A 17,070-nucleotide genomic window follows, 5' to 3' on the forward strand; every position below is an offset into this window, starting at 1 on the left:
GTGCGGATATTTTGCCAAAATCAGGAAGTCTTTTTCAGACCATCCTAAACAATGCGCGCGCTGATGGCACTTTGATATTGGTTTGTTCGTGATGTGATGCGCATCACGCTTTGTCGGCTGTTTATGTATCCTGCGTCAAGCGCGTCGCCTCTTCGTTGTTCTAAGTCACTAGCCCAGCCTGAAAGGAATTTCATTTAATGCGCTTTTTTGCACTGTTCCCTCTTGCTCTTGCGGTATCGATGGCTGCTCATGGCCAAACGCTTAATGAGGCCATGCAAAGTGCCCTTGAGGTGCATCCGGAGGTTCAGGCTGGGATTCATGCGCGTTTGTCGGTTGAAGAACAGATGAAAGCCGCTAAAGGCGGTTACCTGCCGCGAGTTGATCTGTTGGCAGGTTATGGCCGTGAAGGCACCGACAGCCCAGGCACTCGTGGGCAGAATCACAATACTGAAACCCTGACTCGCGGTGAGTCTAGCCTGCGTTTGCAGCAGATGGTGTTTGACGGCTTTGCTACCAGCAGTGAAGTCGGTCGCCAGCGTGCCACGGTAAATGCACGTGCCTATGAATTGCTGGGCACTTCCGAGCGTACCGCGCTGACGGTGGCACAGGTTTATCTGGATGTGCTGACCCGTCAGGAACTGGTGCGTCTGGCCGAGAGCAACCTGGCCAGCCACGAACGTATTTATGACCAGATCACCCTGCGTAGCCAGAGTGGAGTAGGGCGCACGGCTGACCTCGATCAGGCCGAGGCGCGTCTGGCCCAGGCCCGTAACAACCTGATTACCGAACAGACCAACCTGGCGGATGCACGGGTCAACTATTTCAGCGTGGTTGGTCGTGATGCCAGCGAGTTGAGCCCGCCGCCCGGTTTGGCGGGTCATCTGCCGGAAAGCCTGCCAGCAGCGCGCCAGGAAATGCTCGCCAACAACCCGTTCCTGAGTTCGGCCGAGGCCGATGTGCAGGCCAGTGAGCAGCAGTACGAAGCCGCTAAGTCGAGTTTTTACCCGCGCTTTGATGCCGAGCTGTCGCGCGGTATGGACAACAATGTCGATGGCGTCAGCGGTCATAGCAACGAGTGGCAGGCCATGCTGCGCATGCGCTACAACCTGTTCGCCGGTGGCAGCAACAAGGCCGATCTGCAGTCCAAGGCCTATCAGACCAATCAGGCCATGGACATTCGCAACAACGCTCTACGCGTATTAAATGAAGACCTTGGCCTGGCCTGGAATGCCTTGGAGAATGCTCGCCAGCAGTTGCCGATTGCCCAACAGTACGTTGACTACAGCAGCCGCGTGCGCGAGTCCTATCAGAAGCAGTTCAGTTTGGGCGACCGTACCCTGCTGGATTTGCTCGACAGTGAAAACGAGTTGTTTACCGCTTCGCGCCGTCTTGAGGAAGTGCGTTACACCGAGCTGTTTACTCAGTACCGGATCAAGGCCACCATGGGCTCCCTGCTCAAGAGCCAGGGTGTAGTCGCGCCAATGGCCGCTGCACCACTGGACGAGATCAAGGCCCAGGCCAACTTGCCGGGTCTGAACTGAGCCCAGTCGTTGATGAGTAAAACCCAGTGGCAGTAGACCCAAGCCCGATGCAAACCCGTAGCGATCCCCGTGATCGCTACGACGACCCTCTGCTCGACAGCCTGTTGTCGCTGTGTGGGCTGCACCAGAAGTCGGTAAGCCGCGCCATGCTCACCGCAGGTTTGCCGCTGCCTGAACAGCGTCTGAGTGCCGAATTACTGCCGCGTGCGGCGGCGCGAGCGGGGTTACAGGGGCGCTGGTTGCGTCGTGGCCTGGAAAAGATTCCGGCCTTGGCCATGCCAGCCTTGCTGCTGCACGATGGTCGCAGCGCCATTCTGCTGGGATGGGATGACCAGGGGCGCGCGCATCATGCCCAGCGAAAGCGAGGGCGGCGAAGTGCGCGTCAGTGCCGAGGCGCTGGCCGAGGATTACAGCGGGCGGGTGTTTTTTGCCCAGCCGCAGCACAAGTTTGATTTCAACCGTGGCGAGCTGATCCCGCGCGCCACCTCCTGGTTTCGCGACACCCTCAAGCGTTCGCGCTGGCTGTATATCGATGCCATCGCGGCGAGCTTTCTGATCAATCTGATCGGTCTGGCCACGCCGCTGTTTGTGATGAGCGTGTACGACCGCGTGGTGCCCAACCAGGCCGAAGCCACTCTGTGGGTGTTGGCGATTGGCATCACCGGGGTGTTCTTTTTCGATCTGCTGCTGAAGACCCTGCGCGGCCTGTGTCTCGATCTGGCCGGCAAGAAGACTGACCTGATCATCTCCGCGACGCTGTTCGAACGCATCGTCGGCATGGCCATGAAGTTTCGCCCGGCGCGGGTCGGCAGCTTTGCGCAGAACATTCACGAATTTCAGAGCCTGCGCGACTTTCTCGCCTCGCTGACCCTGGCCAGCGTCATCGATCTGCCGTTTACCCTATTGATTCTCGCGGTAATCGCCATGATCGGCGGCCATCTGGTGTGGATCCCGGTGCTGGCCTTTCCACTGGTGGCCTTGATCGGCTGGGCCTTGCAGCGCCCGCTGGCCGAGACCATGCAGCGCACCATGGCCCTGGCTGGCGAGCGCCAGTCGAGCCTGATCGAGAGCCTGGCCGGGTTGGATGCGGTCAAGGTGAATAACGCCGAGAGCGAGCGCCAGTACCTGTGGGAACAGACCATCGGCACCCTCAGCCGTTTGGAGCTGCGCGCACGCATGCTCTCCAGCCTGGCGATGAACGCCACCATGCTGCTGCAGCAACTGGCGGGTGTGGTGGTGATCGTGCTCGGCGTGTACCAGATCATCGACGGCAACCTGAGCATGGGCGGGCTGATTGCCTGTTACATGCTCAGCAGTCGCGCGCTGGGGCCGTTGACGCAGATTTCCGGCCTACTTACGCGCTATCAACAGGCGCGGGTGACCCTTGAGTCGGTTAACCAGATGATGGAGCTGCCGCAGGAACGCCACGCCGACGAACGCCCGCTCAAGCGCCAGTCGCTGCAAGGCGCCATCGAGTTCCGCCAGCTGGAATTCCATTACCCGGATCAGCAGCAAGCCGCTCTGTTGGGCATCAATTTGGTGGTTCGCCCCGGCGAGAAGATCGGCATTATCGGCCGCAGTGGCTCGGGCAAAAGCTCGCTGGCCAAGCTGGTCGTCGGTCTGTATCAGCCCGATGGCGGCAGCTTGCTGGTTGATGGTATCGATGTACGCCAGCTGGATGTCAGCGATCTACGCCACAACATCGGCTATGTGCCGCAGGATATTCAGCTGTTCAGCGGCACCCTGCGCGACAACCTGGTGTCCGGCGCGCGTTATGTCGAAGACGAACTGGTGTTGCAGGCCGCCGAACTGGCTGGCGTGCACGAATTCGCCCGACTGCATCCGAAAGGCTACGAGCTGCAGGTCGGTGAACGCGGGCAGAACCTGTCTGGCGGTCAGCGGCAGAACGTCGCCCTGGCGCGCGCGCTATTGCTCGACCCGCCGATTCTGCTGCTTGATGAACCAACCAGTGCCATGGATAACACCGGCGAAGAACGCCTCAAGCAGCGCTTGTCTGCGGTGATTGGCACCAAGACCCTGCTGCTGGTGACGCACCGCGCCTCGATGCTTAGCCTGGTTGACCGGCTGGTCATTGTCGACCGTGGGCAGATCATCGCCGACGGGCCAAAAAGTAGTGTGATGGAAGCGCTGAAGAAGGGGCAGATCAGTGTCAGCTAAAGCGCCTGAGAAAAGGAGCCTGCGTCAGGCTGTTGCCGCCTATTTCGGCAGTCACGATGAGCTGGGTGATGAACCGCTGCCGGAGGTCAACAAGGCGTTGATCGAAGACGCTCCAAGGGTGGTGCGGCTCACCATCTGGGGCTTGATTGCCTTTGTAGTGTTCTGCCTGCTGTGGGCTAACTTCGCCGTGGTCGATGAAGTGACCCGTGGCGATGGCAAGGCGATTCCGTCCTCGCGGCTGCAGAAAATCCAGAACCTTGAAGGCGGCATCGTCGCCGAGCTGTTTGTTCGTGAAGGGCAGATTGTCGACGCGGGCGATCCGCTGTTACGCCTCGATGACACGCGCTTTGCCTCCAACGTCGGCGAAACCGAGGCCGATCGCCTGGCCCTACTGCTGCGCGTGGAGCGTCTGAGCGCCGAAGTGCAGGACCGCGAGCTGGTGGTGGCCGATGAAGTGCGCGAGAAGGTGCCGAGGCAGGCGGATAACGAAATTCAGTTATTCAACAGCCGCAAACAGCAATTGCTCGATGAAGTAGCTGGCCTGGAAGAGCAGTTGATTCAGCGCCAACAGGAACTGCGCGAGTTTGCCTCCAAGCAGGGGCAGTTCCGCAATAGCCTCAGTTTGCTGCGTCAGGAAGTGCAGATGTCTGAGCCTCTGGTGGCCCAAGGCGCAATTTCCCAGGTGGAGGTACTGCGCCTCAAACGTGCCGAAGTGGAGGCGCGCGGCCAGCTGGAGGCCACTACTCTGGCGATACCGCGCGCCGAGTCGGCGATCAAGGAAGTCGAGCGCAAGATCGATGAAACCCGTGGGCGTTTTCGCAGCGAGGCGCTGACCGAGCTCAACGAGGCGCGCACCGAGCTGAGCAAAATCCAGTCAACCGGCAAGGCGCTGGAAGATCGGGTCAACCGCACTCTGGTGATCTCGCCGGTACGCGGCATCGTTAAACAACTACTGGTCACCACCATCGGCGGGGTGATCCAGCCGGGTAGCGACCTGGTGGAAATCGTGCCGCTGGGTGAGAACCTGCTGGTCGAGGCGCGGATTCGTCCGCAGGACATCGCCTTCCTGCATCCGGGGCAGGAGGCCATGGTCAAGTTCACCGCCTATGACTACACCATTTATGGCGGGCTCAAGGCTGAACTCGAACAGATCGGTGCTGACACGGTGACCGATGATGATGGCAACAGCTTTTATGTGATCAAGCTGCGTACCAACAAGAGTCATCTGGGTAGCGATGAGCACCCGCTGTTAATCATTCCCGGCATGGTTGCTTCGGTGGATATCATCACTGGCAAGAAGAGCGTAAGCGCTCCATAAACCTCATCTACAAATGATCCGCAGGCCAGCCAATGCTGAGCTCCAATTTCTTTCTGGAGCCAGCCGTCATGATGCGCCCCGACGCCAAAGTCGAAAAAGTCTATCTATACCCCAAGCCGGTGGATTTCCGAAAATCCATCGATGGCCTGGCCGCCCTGGTCGAGCTGGATATCAAGGTGGCGGTGTTCGACCCGGTGCTGTTCGTCTTCCTCAACCGCGCGCGCAGCCGGGTGAAGATTTTGTATTGGGAGCGCAACGGCTTTTGCCTGTGGCTCAAGCGATTGGAGGCTGAACGCTTCAAGTCGCATCCGGAACCTGGCGAAGATGCGATCGTGCTGACGGCCCAGGAGTTGAACTGGTTGTTGGACGGTATCGACCTGTGGCGCAACCGGCCGCACCAGGTTTTGACCCCTAGGTTCGTCACCTGAGCCGGTATAATCCACGGCATGATTTCTGTGCCCGAAACCCTTCCTGATGACCCCGCCGCGCTCAAGCAATTGCTCGCTGAGGTGTTGTCGTCGGCGCAGGAATTGGCCAAGGACAAGGATGGGCAGATCGAGCGCCTGCGCGAACAAAACGCGCTGTTGATCCAGCGCCTGTTCGGCCGTAAATCCGAGCAGAGCAGCGACCCGGATTCACCGCAGCTAGAGATGTTCAACGAAGCGGAAAGCCTGGCCGAAGCGGCGGCTGAAGCTCCGGCCGCTGAGGTCGAGGAAGAAGTCGTTGCGCCGACCAAGCGCCGCGGCAAGCGCAAGCCGTTACCGGCCGAACTACCGCGTGTCGAGGTCATCCACGAACTGCCCGAACACGAACTGACCTGCGAATGCGGTTGCCGCAAGCAGGCCATCGGCGAAGAAACCAGCGAGCAGCTGGAAATCATCCCGATGCAGGTTCAGGTGATCCGCCACATTCGCAAGACCTATGCCTGCAAGGCCTGCGAAAGCGCGCCGGTCACCGCTGACAAACCGGCCCAACTGATCGAGAAAAGCCTGGCCAGCCCGAGCGTGCTGGCGATGCTGCTGACCAGCAAATACGCCGACGGCATCCCACTGTATCGCTTCGAAAAGATGCTCAGTCGCCATGGCATCGACATCCCCCGGCAGACCCTGGCGCGCTGGGTGATCCAGTGCGGCGAACTGCTACAACCGTTGCTCAACCTGATGCGCGACAGGCTGCTGGACAGTCCGGTGATCCACTGCGATGAAACCCGCGTGCAGGTGCTCAAGGAGCCTGGGCGCGATCCGAGCAGCCACTCCTGGATGTGGGTGCAGACCGGTGGCCCGCCTGGCAAACCGGTGATCCTCTTCGACTACACAACCAGCCGCGCGCAGGAGGTGCCGCTGCGCCTGCTCGACGGTTATCGCGGCTACCTGATGACCGACGATTACGCCGGCTACAACGCCGTGGCCGCACAACAAGGTGTTGAGCGCCTGGCCTGCTGGGCGCATGCGCGGCGCAAGTTCGTCGAAGCGCAAAAGGTGCAACCGAAGGGCAAAACCGGGCGTGCCGACATCGCGTTGGGGATGATCAACAAGCTCTACGGCATCGAGCGCGAACTTAAGGATGCCAGCGATGAACAGCGCTACCGGGGCCGCCAGCAGCACAGCCTACCGCTCCTCGATCAGCTCAAGACCTGGCTGGAGAAAACCCAGCCGCAGGTCACGGCGCAGAATGCCCTGGGCAAAGCAGTGAACTACCTGGCGAGCAACTGGAGCCGACTCGAACGCTACATCGAGGCTGGCCACCTGCCGATCGATAACAACGCTGCCGAGCGCGCGATCCGGCCCTTCGTCATAGGTCGCAAGAACTGGCTGTTCAGCGACACGCCGAAAGGCGCGACCGCCAGCGCCCAACTCTACAGCCTGGTGGAAACCGCCAAGACCAATGGCCAGGAGCCCTACGCCTGGCTGCGCCATGTCCTCGAACGCCTGCCGCTGGCCAACAGCGTTGAAGCCTACGAAGCGCTGCTGCCTTGGAACTGCCAACCAACGACGCCACTGTAAAACGCAAAACCTCTCCAGAGGGAGGTGGGGTCTATGGAGCGCTTACAGAAGAGCGTGCTCAGTTACTTGCTTAAACCAATTCTTCGTGCGCGCTCTGAGGCCTTGCGCGAGCGCTGAGTGGTGGACGCGCTAAATAGAAAAGCCGCAGCTCGCTGCGGCTTTTTGTTGTCTGCAGAGGTTAGCCATTTGTCGATGTAGAGCAGCCTGTAGTCGCGCATGAAGGCTTACGGGCATGGCCCGCATACGGCATACACCTACTCAACAAACAGCTGCTGCACCACTGAGAAGTCCTGCTTGCCTTTACCTTGCTTGAGCAGCAGGCGATACAGCTGCAAGGCCAGCGCGCCCATGGGCGTGCTGCTGCCGCTGGTTTGAGCGGCTTCCTGGGCGAGGCCGAGGTCTTTGGCCATCAGCTCGGCCATAAAGCCGCCGCTGTAGCCTTTGGAAGCCGGTGCATTTTCCATCACGCCGGGCCAGGGGTTGTACTTCTCCAGCGTCCAGTTGCCGCCTGAACTCTGGCGCATGATCTCGGCCAGTACTGCGGGCTCCAGATCGTTAGCCACGCCCATGGCCATGGCTTCGGCGGTGGCGATCATCTGCACCGCCAGCACCTGGTTGTTGCACACCTTGGCCACCTGGCCTGCGCCATCGGGGCCGGCATGGAAGATGTTCTTGCCCATGGCCTCGAAGATCGCCCGGGCTTTTTCCAGCGTGGTTGCCGCGCCGCCGATCATAAAGGTCAGGGTGCCTGCTGCCGCACCGGCGGTGCCACCGGATACCGGTGCGTCAAGCAGTTCTATACCGCGCGCGCTGGCCGCCTGATGCACCTTGCGTGCGACTTCAGGGGAGATGGTTGAGCATTCCAGCACCAGGCTGCCGGGTTTGAGCGCGCTCAGCAGGCCTTTATCCCCCAGGTACAGGCCTTCAACATGCCGGCTGGCGGGCAGCATGCTGATCACCACCTCGGCATCCTGCACGGCATCCAGGGCGCTGCAGGCGGCCTGCGCGCCGTCCTTGACCAGGTCTTCGACGGCCGCTTGCAGCAGGTCGAAGGCTCTCAGGTTGAAGCCGGCCTTGAGCAGGTTGCGGGCCATGGGCAGGCCCATATGGCCGAGGCCGATAAAAGCGATTGTTGTCATTGTTATGCTCCTGTCGCGCTGAATAACTCTCGTGCAGGTGGTGGTATGCAGCGGGGTAGGGTGGATGACGCTTCACCCATCCACCGGCTGCGGTCTTGTCGGTGGATGAAAAAGGCGTCATCCACCCTACGTACTGGCATGGAACTAGGCGTTTCCCCCGTTCCTACATCGATATGCCTTACAAATCGGCCAGTGGATGTTCGCCGTCCCAGGCTGGGGCGAAGTGTGCGTCGATTACCTGCTGCGGAATGCTCGTCACATCCGGCCAATGCCAGCGCGGCGCGTGATCCTTGTCGATCAGTCGCGAGCGCACGCCTTCGGGGAATTCCGGGTGGCGGCAGCAGTTCAGGCTGATGGCGTATTCCATCTGGAATACTTCGGCCAGGGACTGATGTTTGGCGCGCTTGATCTGCTCCCACACCAGGTGCCCGGTTAGCGGGCAGCCGCCGGCCAAGGTCTTGGCAGCGCGGGCCAGTAGCAGGTCGCTGCCGCTGTGCAAGGCGCTGATGGCATTCCAGGCGTGGGGCAGGTCTGCACTGTCGAGCAATTCGTCGATGCGCGCGCGGCGCGGTAGCCACTGGGCTTCTGGCAGTTCGGCGAGTGCCTGGTTTTCCAGGGCCTTGAGCAGGCTGTGCAGTTGTTGCGCGCTTTGGTCCTGCCAGTTGATCTGGGCTAAACCAGTAAGCAGCTCGTCCTGCTGGCTGTCGAGCAGGACGCGGTCAGCCAGGTCCAGATCCAGCGCATCTTTAGCGTTGATACTGCTGGCGGTCAGGCCGAGAAACAGGCCGAGCTTGCCCGGCAGGCGCGCGAGGAACCAGCTGCCGCCGACATCCGGGTACAGGCCGATATTCACTTCCGGCATGCCCAGGCGGCTGCCTGGGGTGACGATGCGGATACCAGCGCCCTGCATCAGGCCCATGCCGCCGCCCAGCACATGGCCGTGAACCCAGCAGATAAAGGGTTTCGGGTAGGTATGGATGCGATGGTCGAGGCGGTATTCGTCGGCAAAGAAGCGTCGCGCCAGGGGCGGGATTTCGCCCGGATGCTCGCGGCACTGATGCACCAGTTGCACCACATCGCCGCCGGCGCAGAAGGCTTTAGGGCCGTTACCGCGCAGCATTACGCAGGCGATGCTCGGGTCGTCCGCCCAGGCTTTGAGCTTGGCATCCAGCGCTTCGATCATTGGCAGCGACAGGGCGTTGAGGCTTTTTTCGGCATCCAGGCTGGCGATGCCAATGCGCATGCCGTGTTGGGCTGGGCGTTCTTCGAATTGCACATTCATCGTGGTTGTCATCCTGCGGATTATTTATTGCGCCACTGCGGGTCGCGTTTTTCCAGGAAGGCGTTGACCCCTTCGCGGGTGTCGTCGGCGTCGAACAGGTCGACAAAGCGCTCGCGCTCTTCACTCAGCCAGGTATTCGGGCTGCGTTCGCGGGCACCCTGGATCAGCGGTTTGATAGTGCGCACCGCCACCGGGCTTTGCCGCGCAACCTTGGCCGCCAACAGCAGGGCGTGGCCACGGGCTTCGCCGCTGTCGACCACCTGCTCGACCAGGCCGATACGCATTGCGGTTTCTGCATCCACCCGTTCGCCGCAGAGGATCATGCGCTTGGCCCAGCCTTCGCCGATCAGCCAGCTCAGGTGCTGGGTGCCGCCGGCACAGGGCAGCAGACCGACCGTGGCTTCCGGCAGGGCCATTTGCGCCTGGCGCTCGGCGATACGAATATCGCAGGCCAGGGCACATTCCAGGCCGCCGCCCATGGCGTAGCCGTTGATCGCGGCAATCGATACGCCACGGAAATCACGCAGCGCCTCGAAGGCTTCGCCGAAACGGCGGGCCATTTCACGGGCGCGGGCCTTGTCGCCATCGGCGAACAGCTTGAGGTCGGCCCCGGCGCTGAAGAATTTGCCGCCCTGTCCGGTAATCACCAGGGCGTAGATGTCATCGTCGCGGTTGAGGTGTTCAACCAGCAGCTTGAGGCCGATCAGCGAGTCGCGGTCCCAGGTGTTGGCCGGTGGCTGGTTGATGGTGATCAGCGCGGTATGGCCGTGCTTTTCCACGGTGAGCTTGTGGGTCAGGTCAAATACGCCGGGGTTGTAGGCTTCAATGGCGTTGCTCATGGGCGTCCTCATATCAGTCATACAGGGCGGGTATACCCGCCTAGGCAAAGGGTTACAGCAAGTGATCCAGCATGCCGCCCTGATCCAGCAGGCGGCGGGCGATAATCACCCGCATGATCTCGTTGGTGCCTTCGAGTATCTGGTGCACGCGGCTGTCACGCACCCAGCGCTCCAGCGGGTAGTCGTTGAGGTAACCGTAGCCGCCGTGCAGTTGCAGTGCCTCGTTGCACAGGTTGAAGCAGTGATCGGTGGCAAAACGCTTGGCCATGGCGCAATACAGGCTGGCTTCGCTGTGGCCGTGGTCCAGCTTGTGTGCGGCCAGGCGCACCATCTGCCGACTGGCGGTCAGATCAGTGAGCATGTCGGCGAGCTTGAACTGCAGGGACTGGAAGTCGCTCAGCGGCTTGCCGAACTGCTTGCGTTCCTCGACGTAGCGCAGCGACTGCTCCAGCGCCGCTTGTGCCGCGCCCAGCGAGCAGCTGGCGATATTGATGCGTCCGCCATCCAGGCCCTTCATCGCGTAGACAAAGCCCTGGCCCTCAGGCCCGATGCGGTTGCCCGCCGGTATACGCACGCCTTCAAAGGTGATGGTGCGGGTCGGCTGGGCGCGCCAGCCCATCTTCAATTCGTTACGCCCGTACTTCACGCCCTCGGCCTCGGCCGGCACCAGGAAGCAGGACACGCCCTTGGCGCCGCTTTCCTCGCCGGTGCGCGCCATCACGATCAGCACATCCGTACTTCCAGCGCCGGAGATAAAGCACTTGCTGCCGTCCAGCACGTAGTCGTCGCCATCGCGCTTGGCGCGGGTGCGCAGGTGCGCGGCGTCGGAGCCAGCGTCCGGCTCGGTCAGGCAGTAGGAGGCCAGCAGTTCACCGCTGACCAGACGCGGCAGCCAGGCATCTTTCAGCGCCTGGTCGGCGAAGGAGGCGAGCATCCACGAGGCCATATTGTGGATGGTCAAAAACGCCGTGGTGGCGATGCAGCCGGCCGACAGCTGTTCGAAAATCAGCGAGGCCGACAGCCGGGACAGGCCCAGGCCGCCATCGTCTTCATTGATATACAGCGCTAGGTAGCCCTGCTCGGCGGCGCGCTTGATCACATCCAGCGGGAAGTGGTGGTCGCGGTCCCAGTCGGCGGCATGCGGCGCCAGCTCACGGCTGGCGAATTGGCGGGCGCTGTCTACCAGCAGGCGTTGTTCATCGCTGAGTTCGAAATCCATAAGTCCTCATTGCAGGGGCAGGGGTTGCCCGGCGGCGCGTCGTTCGGCCTGCCATTCGGCGAGGCTGGGTGCCGCTTGGGTGGCGTCGAGGCGATCGACGATTTCAAAGTAGTCTTGTTTGAGCGGGTCTTTCAGCACGTCGGCACGCGCTTTGACCTTGACGGCATACACCGTCTGCAGGTTCTGGTGGTCGAGGGTGCGCCAGGTTTGTTGATCCTTAAGCAGCTGATAGCTGTGGCCTTCCAGAGCCTTGATCAGCGCTTCGCTGTCCAGGCTGTTCGCCCGTTTGGCGGCATCGGCCCATTGATAGACGATGCTATAGGCCGACGCGGCAGAGCTGGATGGGTACATCGCGTAGCGCTCGCTGAAGGTTTTGACGAAGACTTCGCCGCGCACGGATTTCTCCAGCGCCGGTACGCGCCAGGTCCAGGGTTCAGTACCGATTACGCCTTCCATCAAACCAGGGCCGCCTTGCTCGACCATGCTCTGGGTCAGGTTGGGCGCCACGATCTGCATGCGCTCGGTCAGGCCCAGATCCTTGGCGATGCGCATGGCGCGCACCAGGTCTTCACCGAACAGCACCAGGGCCAGCACTTCGGCATTGCTCGATGCGGCCTGGGTCAGGGCATCCTGATAATCGGCCAGGCGGGCGCCGGGGAAGGTCACCTTGAGCCCCGGATGCTGGCCGCTGTCTTCGCTGCCGGTGGTCCGGCGCAACGAACTCTCTGTGGTGTGGCCCCAGGTGTAGTCGGAGGTGATATAGAAGTAGCGCTTGTTCGGCAGGTTCTTGCTCAGGTATTGGCCCAGTACCCGCGCGCTCATCCAGGCGTTGTTGCACTCGCGGAACATATAGCGGTGGCCATCCTTGCCGGTGGTGTCGTTGGAGTAGGTAAGGGTGCCGAAATACAGCAGCCGATGTTGCGCCGCACGCTTGCCAGAGGCGATGGCCACCGCGCTGCTTGATCCGCCAAACAGCATGGCGGCGCCTTCGCTGGCCAGTTTGTCGACGTTCTTCACTGCCTTGGCTGGACGCGACGCGGTGTCCTTGCTGGACAGGCGCAGCGGCCGCCCGAGCACTCCGCCCTGGGCGTTGAGCTCGTCGATGGCCAGCAAGGCTCCGCGCATCTGTGCCAATCCTTCTTCCTTATAGGGGCCGGTGCGTGGGTAGTTGAGGCCGAGGGTAATCGGCTCAGCCGCCTGTGCACAGGCAGTAAGCCCGGCCCATAGGGCCAGGGCGGTGGTCAATCGTTGCATGGCAGTTCTCCTTGTTCTTGTTGTTGGAACTCGGAGAACTTTTTACGCCATTGGACTAATTGTTGAGATCGTCTATTGGTCTAAGAACCTGTTTACGAGCTGCTGCGCGTCGGCCCTGCTGCGTTAAAAACAGCCTCGGAGTGCTCATGTACAAAAGTACACTCCGCTTCCTCACCGTTTTAACCAGCCGGAGGCTGTTACTACGTAGCGCCTTGCCGGACTCTAGCTCGCGAGCTCGTAAAACAGGCTCTACAGGGCCGTCACCCTTCTTATTTCAACTGAATGGTCATATTTGCTCCGGCTACGGAGTCTTCATCGAACCAGCGGCTGGTCACCGTCTTGGTTTCGGTAAAGAAGCGCACGCCCTGTTTACCGTAAGCGTGCAGGTCACCGTAGAACGAGCCCTTCCAGCCGGTAAAGGAGAAGAACGGCAGCGGCACCGGCACTGGTACGTTGATGCCGACCTGGCCGACTTCCACCGCGTGCTGATAATGCCGCGCTGCGCCGCCCGAGCGGGTGAAGATCGAGGTGCCGTTGCCGTAGGGGCTGGCGTTGACCAGTTCGATGGCCTCCTCAAGGGTGTCGACCTCCATGCACACTAGCACCGGGCCGAAGATTTCCTCGCGATACAGGCTCATTTTTGCGGTAACGCCGCGGAACAGGGTAGGGCCGACCCAGTTACCGTTGGGGTAGCCCTCGACTGCGCAGTGCGAGCCATCCAGCAGGCATTCGGCCCCTTCCGCCTTGCCCTCGGCGATCAGGCGCAGCACGCGCTGTTTGGCCTGCTGGCTGATCAGCGGGCCAAAGGCGGCGTGGCCATCGGTCCAGTAGCCGGGTTGCAGGTCGGCCATCTGCGCCTGCAGTTCGTCGATCCATTGCTTCGATTCGCCGACAAACACCGCCACGCTGATCGCCATGCAACGCTGCCCGGCCGCACCGCAACTGGCACCGACCAGGTTGCTCAGCACCTGCTGCTTGTTGGCGTCGGGCATGATCACCATATGGTTCTTCGCCCCGGCAAACGCCTGCACGCGCTTCAGGTGCGCGGTGCCGGTGCGGTAGATATGCTGGCCCACCGGCACCGAGCCGACGAAGGAAATCGCGCGGATATCCGGGTGGGTCAGCAGGCTGTCGACCACCTCGCGAGCGCCATGCAGCACCTGCAATACACCCTTGGGCGCGCCGGCCTCGATAAACAGCTCGGCCAGGCGATTGGGGGTCAGTGGGTCCTGTTCGGACGGCTTGAGAATAAAGGTATTGCCGGCGGCGATGGCCAGGGGAAACATCCACAGCGGAATCATTGCTGGGAAATTGAATGGAGTGATGCCCACGCACACGCCCAGCGGCTGAATCCAGCTGGCGGTGTCGATGTCGCGGGCCACGTTCTCCATGGTCTCGCCCATCATCAGGCTGGCGATATTGCAGGCCTGCTCGACCACCTCGATGCCGCGCCAGACATCGCCCTTGGCATCGGCCAGGGTCTTGCCGGTTTCGCCAGCGAGAATTTCCGCCAGCTCGTCGTGATGTTCCTTGAGCAGATGCTGGTAACGCAGCATCACCCGCGCCCGGTCGGAGACGGGTACTTCGCGCCAGGTGAGGAAGGCAGCCTTAGCACTGGCAATCGCCGCTTCGATTTCCTCGGCAGTGGCCTTGGGGGCCAGTGCCAGCACTTCCTGGGTCGCCGGGTCGGTGACCTCGATAAATTCGCGGGCGCGGCTTTCGCGCCATTCACCGTCGATCAACTGTGGGATTGCCTTGGCCATGCGTTCCTCCGGCGAACCTCAGGGTGGGCTCGATTGTTGTTTTGTCAGTGTTATAGCTGCCTTGCTCGGCTTTGTGGATTGACGATCTTGGTCTGCAGATGGACTATCTTGGGATTTAACCTGTAGCCCGGATGCAATCCGGGAGCATTTCTACCGGATTGCATCCGGGCTACTTGAGTACCCCAATGCGCACTTTTGTCGATACATCCAACTGGCCTTTGCCGGCCAATGGCGTGCGCTTTATCACGCCGCCCAGGCTGCGCCGCTTGCTGGCAAAGCATCCCTTGGGGCAGGGCTGTTATCCCCTGGCCCTGGGGTACTATCCCGAGGCTCGGGGGCACCGCATGCATCGCCCGCAGCCGGAGGATCACCTGCTGATTTACTGCCGTTCCGGGCAGGGCTGGCTGGAGACAATGGATGGACGATTAGCTGTCAGTGGTGGCGATCTGCTGCTGTTACCCAAAGGCGCGGCGCACGCCTACGGCGCGGATGTGGACAAGCCCTGGACGCTGTACTGGGTGCATTTTGACGGCGAGCTGGTAACGGACTTTCTCAAGCCACTGGGTAAGGGGCCGCTGTGGCGCATCGGCGTGCAACCGCGTTTGCTGGCCGAGTTCGACGCCTTGCTCAACCTGCGCAAGCAGGGCTTGAACCTGGCACATTTCGTTCATGCCGCGCACCAGTTGCAGGTATTGCTCACTTCTCTGGCGGTGCTGCCGGCGCGTACCACCCTGAAATCCGGACGGGTGCTGGATGTAGACGCGGTACAGGCGGTGATGCGCGCCCATCTGCATGACTCGCTAAACCTCGACGAGCTGGCCGCGCAGTTCAAACTGTCGCGTTTTCACTTCGCCAAAACCTACCGTGCCCTGACCGGGCATGCGCCGATTCAGGACTTTATCCAACTGAAAATGGCCCACGCCTGTCGCCTGCTCGATGAGGGCGAACAGAGCATCCGCCAGGTGGCCGAACAGCTGGGTTATGACGATGTGTATTACTTCTCGCGGCTATTTCGCAAAGTGGTAGGTATGGCGCCTAGTCATTACCGGGCACTGCATCAGGGCTAAAGACGGCAGCTTTCGGTTAAATAGCTGCCGCTGTCAAAAGGCAGCTTCACGATCCAAAGCGGTCATTGCCCAACGTTTGGTTAAGGGGCCGGCTTTAGCCGGTCCCAGTGAGCGCAGCGAACGGTTTTTACCACTTGTTATAAGGCATTTACTGCCTCTTTTATTTGTTTTATGCGCAATTTTTCGTAGTTTTCCAATGTTGAGTTAAAGTGTTCTTTCTTAATAAAAGGGAATTGAAGGTAGAGGTGGCTCTTGAAGCTATTTATATGAGCTTTAACCTTCGGAAACTCTGAATAAGACTTCCTGATTTTGGCAAAATGCCCGGACGCCACCCGCCGAGTTTTCCGATGAAGCAAATGACCTTCGCCGATGCCGAGTACGCCGGCAAACGCAAGCAGACCCGCAAAGAGTTGTTCCTGATCGAGATGGATCGGGTGGTGCCGTGGAAGGGTTTGATCGCACTGATCGAACCGTATTACCCCAAGGGTGAAGGCGGTCGGCCGGCCTATCCGCTGATGGCGATGCTACGTGTGCACCTGATGCAGAACTGGTTCGGCTACAGCGACCCGGCGATGGAAGAAGCGCTGTACGAGACCACTATCCTGCGGCAGTTCGCCGGGCTGAGTCTGGAACGTATCCCCGACGAAACCACCATCCTCAACTTCCGTCGTCTGCTGGAGAAACATGAGTTGGCTGCCGGCATCCTGGCCGTCATCAATGGCTATCTTGGCGACCGTGGCCTGTCGTTGCGCCAAGGCACCATCGTCGATGCCACGCTGATCAATGCGCCGAGTTCGACCAAGAACAAGGACGGCAAACGGGACCCAGAGATGCACCAGGCCAAGAAGGGCAACCAATACTACTTCGGCATGAAGGCGCACATTGGCGTGGATGACGAGTCGGGGCTGGTACACAGCGTGGTAGGCACGGCGGCCAACGTGGCGGATGTCACTCAGGTCGACAAGTTGCTGCACGGCGAGGAAAACGTGGTGTGCGCCGATGCGGGTTATACCGTAAGCGCTCCATAAACCTCATCTACAAATGATCCGCAGGCCAGCCAATGCTGAGCTCCAATTTCTTTCTGGAGCCAGCCGTCATGATGCGCCCCGACGCCAAAGTCGAAAAAGTCTATCTATACCCCAAGCCGGTGGATTTCCGAAAATCCATCGATGGCCTGGCCGCCCTGGTCGAGCTGGATATCAAGGTGGCGGTGTTCGACCCGGTGCTGTTCGTCTTCCTCAACCGCGCGCGCAGCCGGGTGAAGATTTTGTATTGGGAGCGCAACGGCTTTTGCCTGTGGCTCAAGCGATTGGAGGCTGAACGCTTCAAGTCGCATCCGGAACCTGGCGAAGATGCGATCGTGCTGACGGCCCAGGAGTTGAACTGGTTGTTGGACGGTATCGACCTGTGGCGCAACCGGCCGCACCAGGTTTTGACCCCTAGGTTCGTCACCTGAGCCGGTATAAT

12 protein-coding genes and 2 pseudogenes are annotated in these 17,070 nt (G+C 60.8%); 8 read left to right on the top strand and 6 right to left on the bottom strand.

The window, feature by feature from the left end; genetic code table 11:
- Window positions 1-197 precede the first annotated feature (197 nt).
- The 5 genes and pseudogenes from BLW24_RS24595 (at window position 198) to tnpC (ending at window position 7,040) form a co-directional block, all read left to right on the top strand.
- Window positions 198-1,541, top strand: coding sequence for a TolC family outer membrane protein (locus BLW24_RS24595; RefSeq protein ID WP_090387878.1), 1,344 nt, complete (start codon window positions 198-200; stop codon window positions 1,539-1,541).
- Between the two features lie 47 nt (window positions 1,542-1,588).
- Window positions 1,589-3,719, top strand: a pseudogene (locus BLW24_RS24600) (type I secretion system permease/ATPase).
- Between the two features lie 19 nt (window positions 3,720-3,738).
- Window positions 3,739-5,037 carry an HlyD family type I secretion periplasmic adaptor subunit gene (locus BLW24_RS24605; RefSeq protein ID WP_090387982.1) on the top strand — a complete coding sequence of 433 codons (1,299 nt, stop codon included), beginning with the start codon at window positions 3,739-3,741 and terminating at the stop codon, window positions 5,035-5,037.
- A gap of 32 nt (window positions 5,038-5,069) precedes the next feature.
- Window positions 5,070-5,465: an IS66 family insertion sequence element accessory protein TnpB gene (tnpB, locus tag BLW24_RS24610; protein ID WP_244161054.1), complete on the top strand. Its 396-nt coding sequence runs from the start codon at window positions 5,070-5,072 to the stop codon at window positions 5,463-5,465.
- Between the two features lie 18 nt (window positions 5,466-5,483).
- The gene (gene tnpC / locus BLW24_RS24615) at window positions 5,484-7,040 is read left to right on the top strand and encodes an IS66 family transposase (protein WP_090375474.1); all 1,557 of its coding nucleotides are present in this window, start codon (window positions 5,484-5,486) and stop codon (window positions 7,038-7,040) included.
- Window positions 7,041-7,294: 254 nt separating this feature from the next.
- On the opposite strand, the gene mmsB is transcribed toward tnpC, so the two are convergent.
- The 6 genes from mmsB to BLW24_RS24645 form a co-directional block, all read right to left on the bottom strand.
- Window positions 7,295-8,179: a 3-hydroxyisobutyrate dehydrogenase gene (gene mmsB, locus BLW24_RS24620; protein ID WP_090387879.1), complete on the bottom strand. Its 885-nt coding sequence runs from the start codon at window positions 8,177-8,179 to the stop codon at window positions 7,295-7,297.
- 178 nt (window positions 8,180-8,357) lie between these two features.
- Window positions 8,358-9,461 carry an enoyl-CoA hydratase/isomerase family protein gene (locus tag BLW24_RS24625; protein ID WP_090387880.1) on the bottom strand — a complete coding sequence of 368 codons (1,104 nt, stop codon included), beginning with the start codon at window positions 9,459-9,461 and terminating at the stop codon, window positions 8,358-8,360.
- A 20-nt stretch (window positions 9,462-9,481) separates the two neighbouring features.
- Window positions 9,482-10,300 carry an enoyl-CoA hydratase gene (locus BLW24_RS24630; RefSeq protein ID WP_090387881.1) on the bottom strand — a complete coding sequence of 273 codons (819 nt, stop codon included), beginning with the start codon at window positions 10,298-10,300 and terminating at the stop codon, window positions 9,482-9,484.
- Window positions 10,301-10,352: 52 nt separating this feature from the next.
- Window positions 10,353-11,519, bottom strand: a complete 1,167-nt coding sequence (locus BLW24_RS24635; protein WP_090387882.1) for an isobutyryl-CoA dehydrogenase — start codon at window positions 11,517-11,519, stop codon at window positions 10,353-10,355.
- A 6-nt stretch (window positions 11,520-11,525) separates the two neighbouring features.
- Window positions 11,526-12,773 carry a substrate-binding protein gene (locus tag BLW24_RS24640; protein ID WP_090387883.1) on the bottom strand — a complete coding sequence of 416 codons (1,248 nt, stop codon included), beginning with the start codon at window positions 12,771-12,773 and terminating at the stop codon, window positions 11,526-11,528.
- Between the two features lie 269 nt (window positions 12,774-13,042).
- Window positions 13,043-14,536: a CoA-acylating methylmalonate-semialdehyde dehydrogenase gene (locus BLW24_RS24645; protein ID WP_090387884.1), complete on the bottom strand. Its 1,494-nt coding sequence runs from the start codon at window positions 14,534-14,536 to the stop codon at window positions 13,043-13,045.
- A 185-nt stretch (window positions 14,537-14,721) separates the two neighbouring features.
- Here BLW24_RS24645 and BLW24_RS24650 point away from each other — a divergent pair, with 185 nt between their 5' ends.
- From BLW24_RS24650 to tnpB (BLW24_RS24660), 3 genes and pseudogenes are all read left to right on the top strand, one after another.
- The gene (locus tag BLW24_RS24650) at window positions 14,722-15,603 is read left to right on the top strand and encodes an AraC family transcriptional regulator (RefSeq protein WP_090387885.1); all 882 of its coding nucleotides are present in this window, start codon (window positions 14,722-14,724) and stop codon (window positions 15,601-15,603) included.
- A gap of 347 nt (window positions 15,604-15,950) precedes the next feature.
- A pseudogene (locus tag BLW24_RS24655) lies at window positions 15,951-16,616 on the top strand (IS5-like element ISPst7 family transposase); the annotation flags it as partial.
- Window positions 16,617-16,663: 47 nt separating this feature from the next.
- Window positions 16,664-17,059 carry an IS66 family insertion sequence element accessory protein TnpB gene (gene tnpB / locus BLW24_RS24660; RefSeq protein ID WP_244161054.1) on the top strand — a complete coding sequence of 132 codons (396 nt, stop codon included), beginning with the start codon at window positions 16,664-16,666 and terminating at the stop codon, window positions 17,057-17,059.
- Window positions 17,060-17,070 lie beyond the last annotated feature (11 nt).

Source organism: Pseudomonas anguilliseptica (assembly GCF_900105355.1).
Taxonomy (GTDB): domain Bacteria; phylum Pseudomonadota; class Gammaproteobacteria; order Pseudomonadales; family Pseudomonadaceae; genus Aquipseudomonas; species Aquipseudomonas anguilliseptica.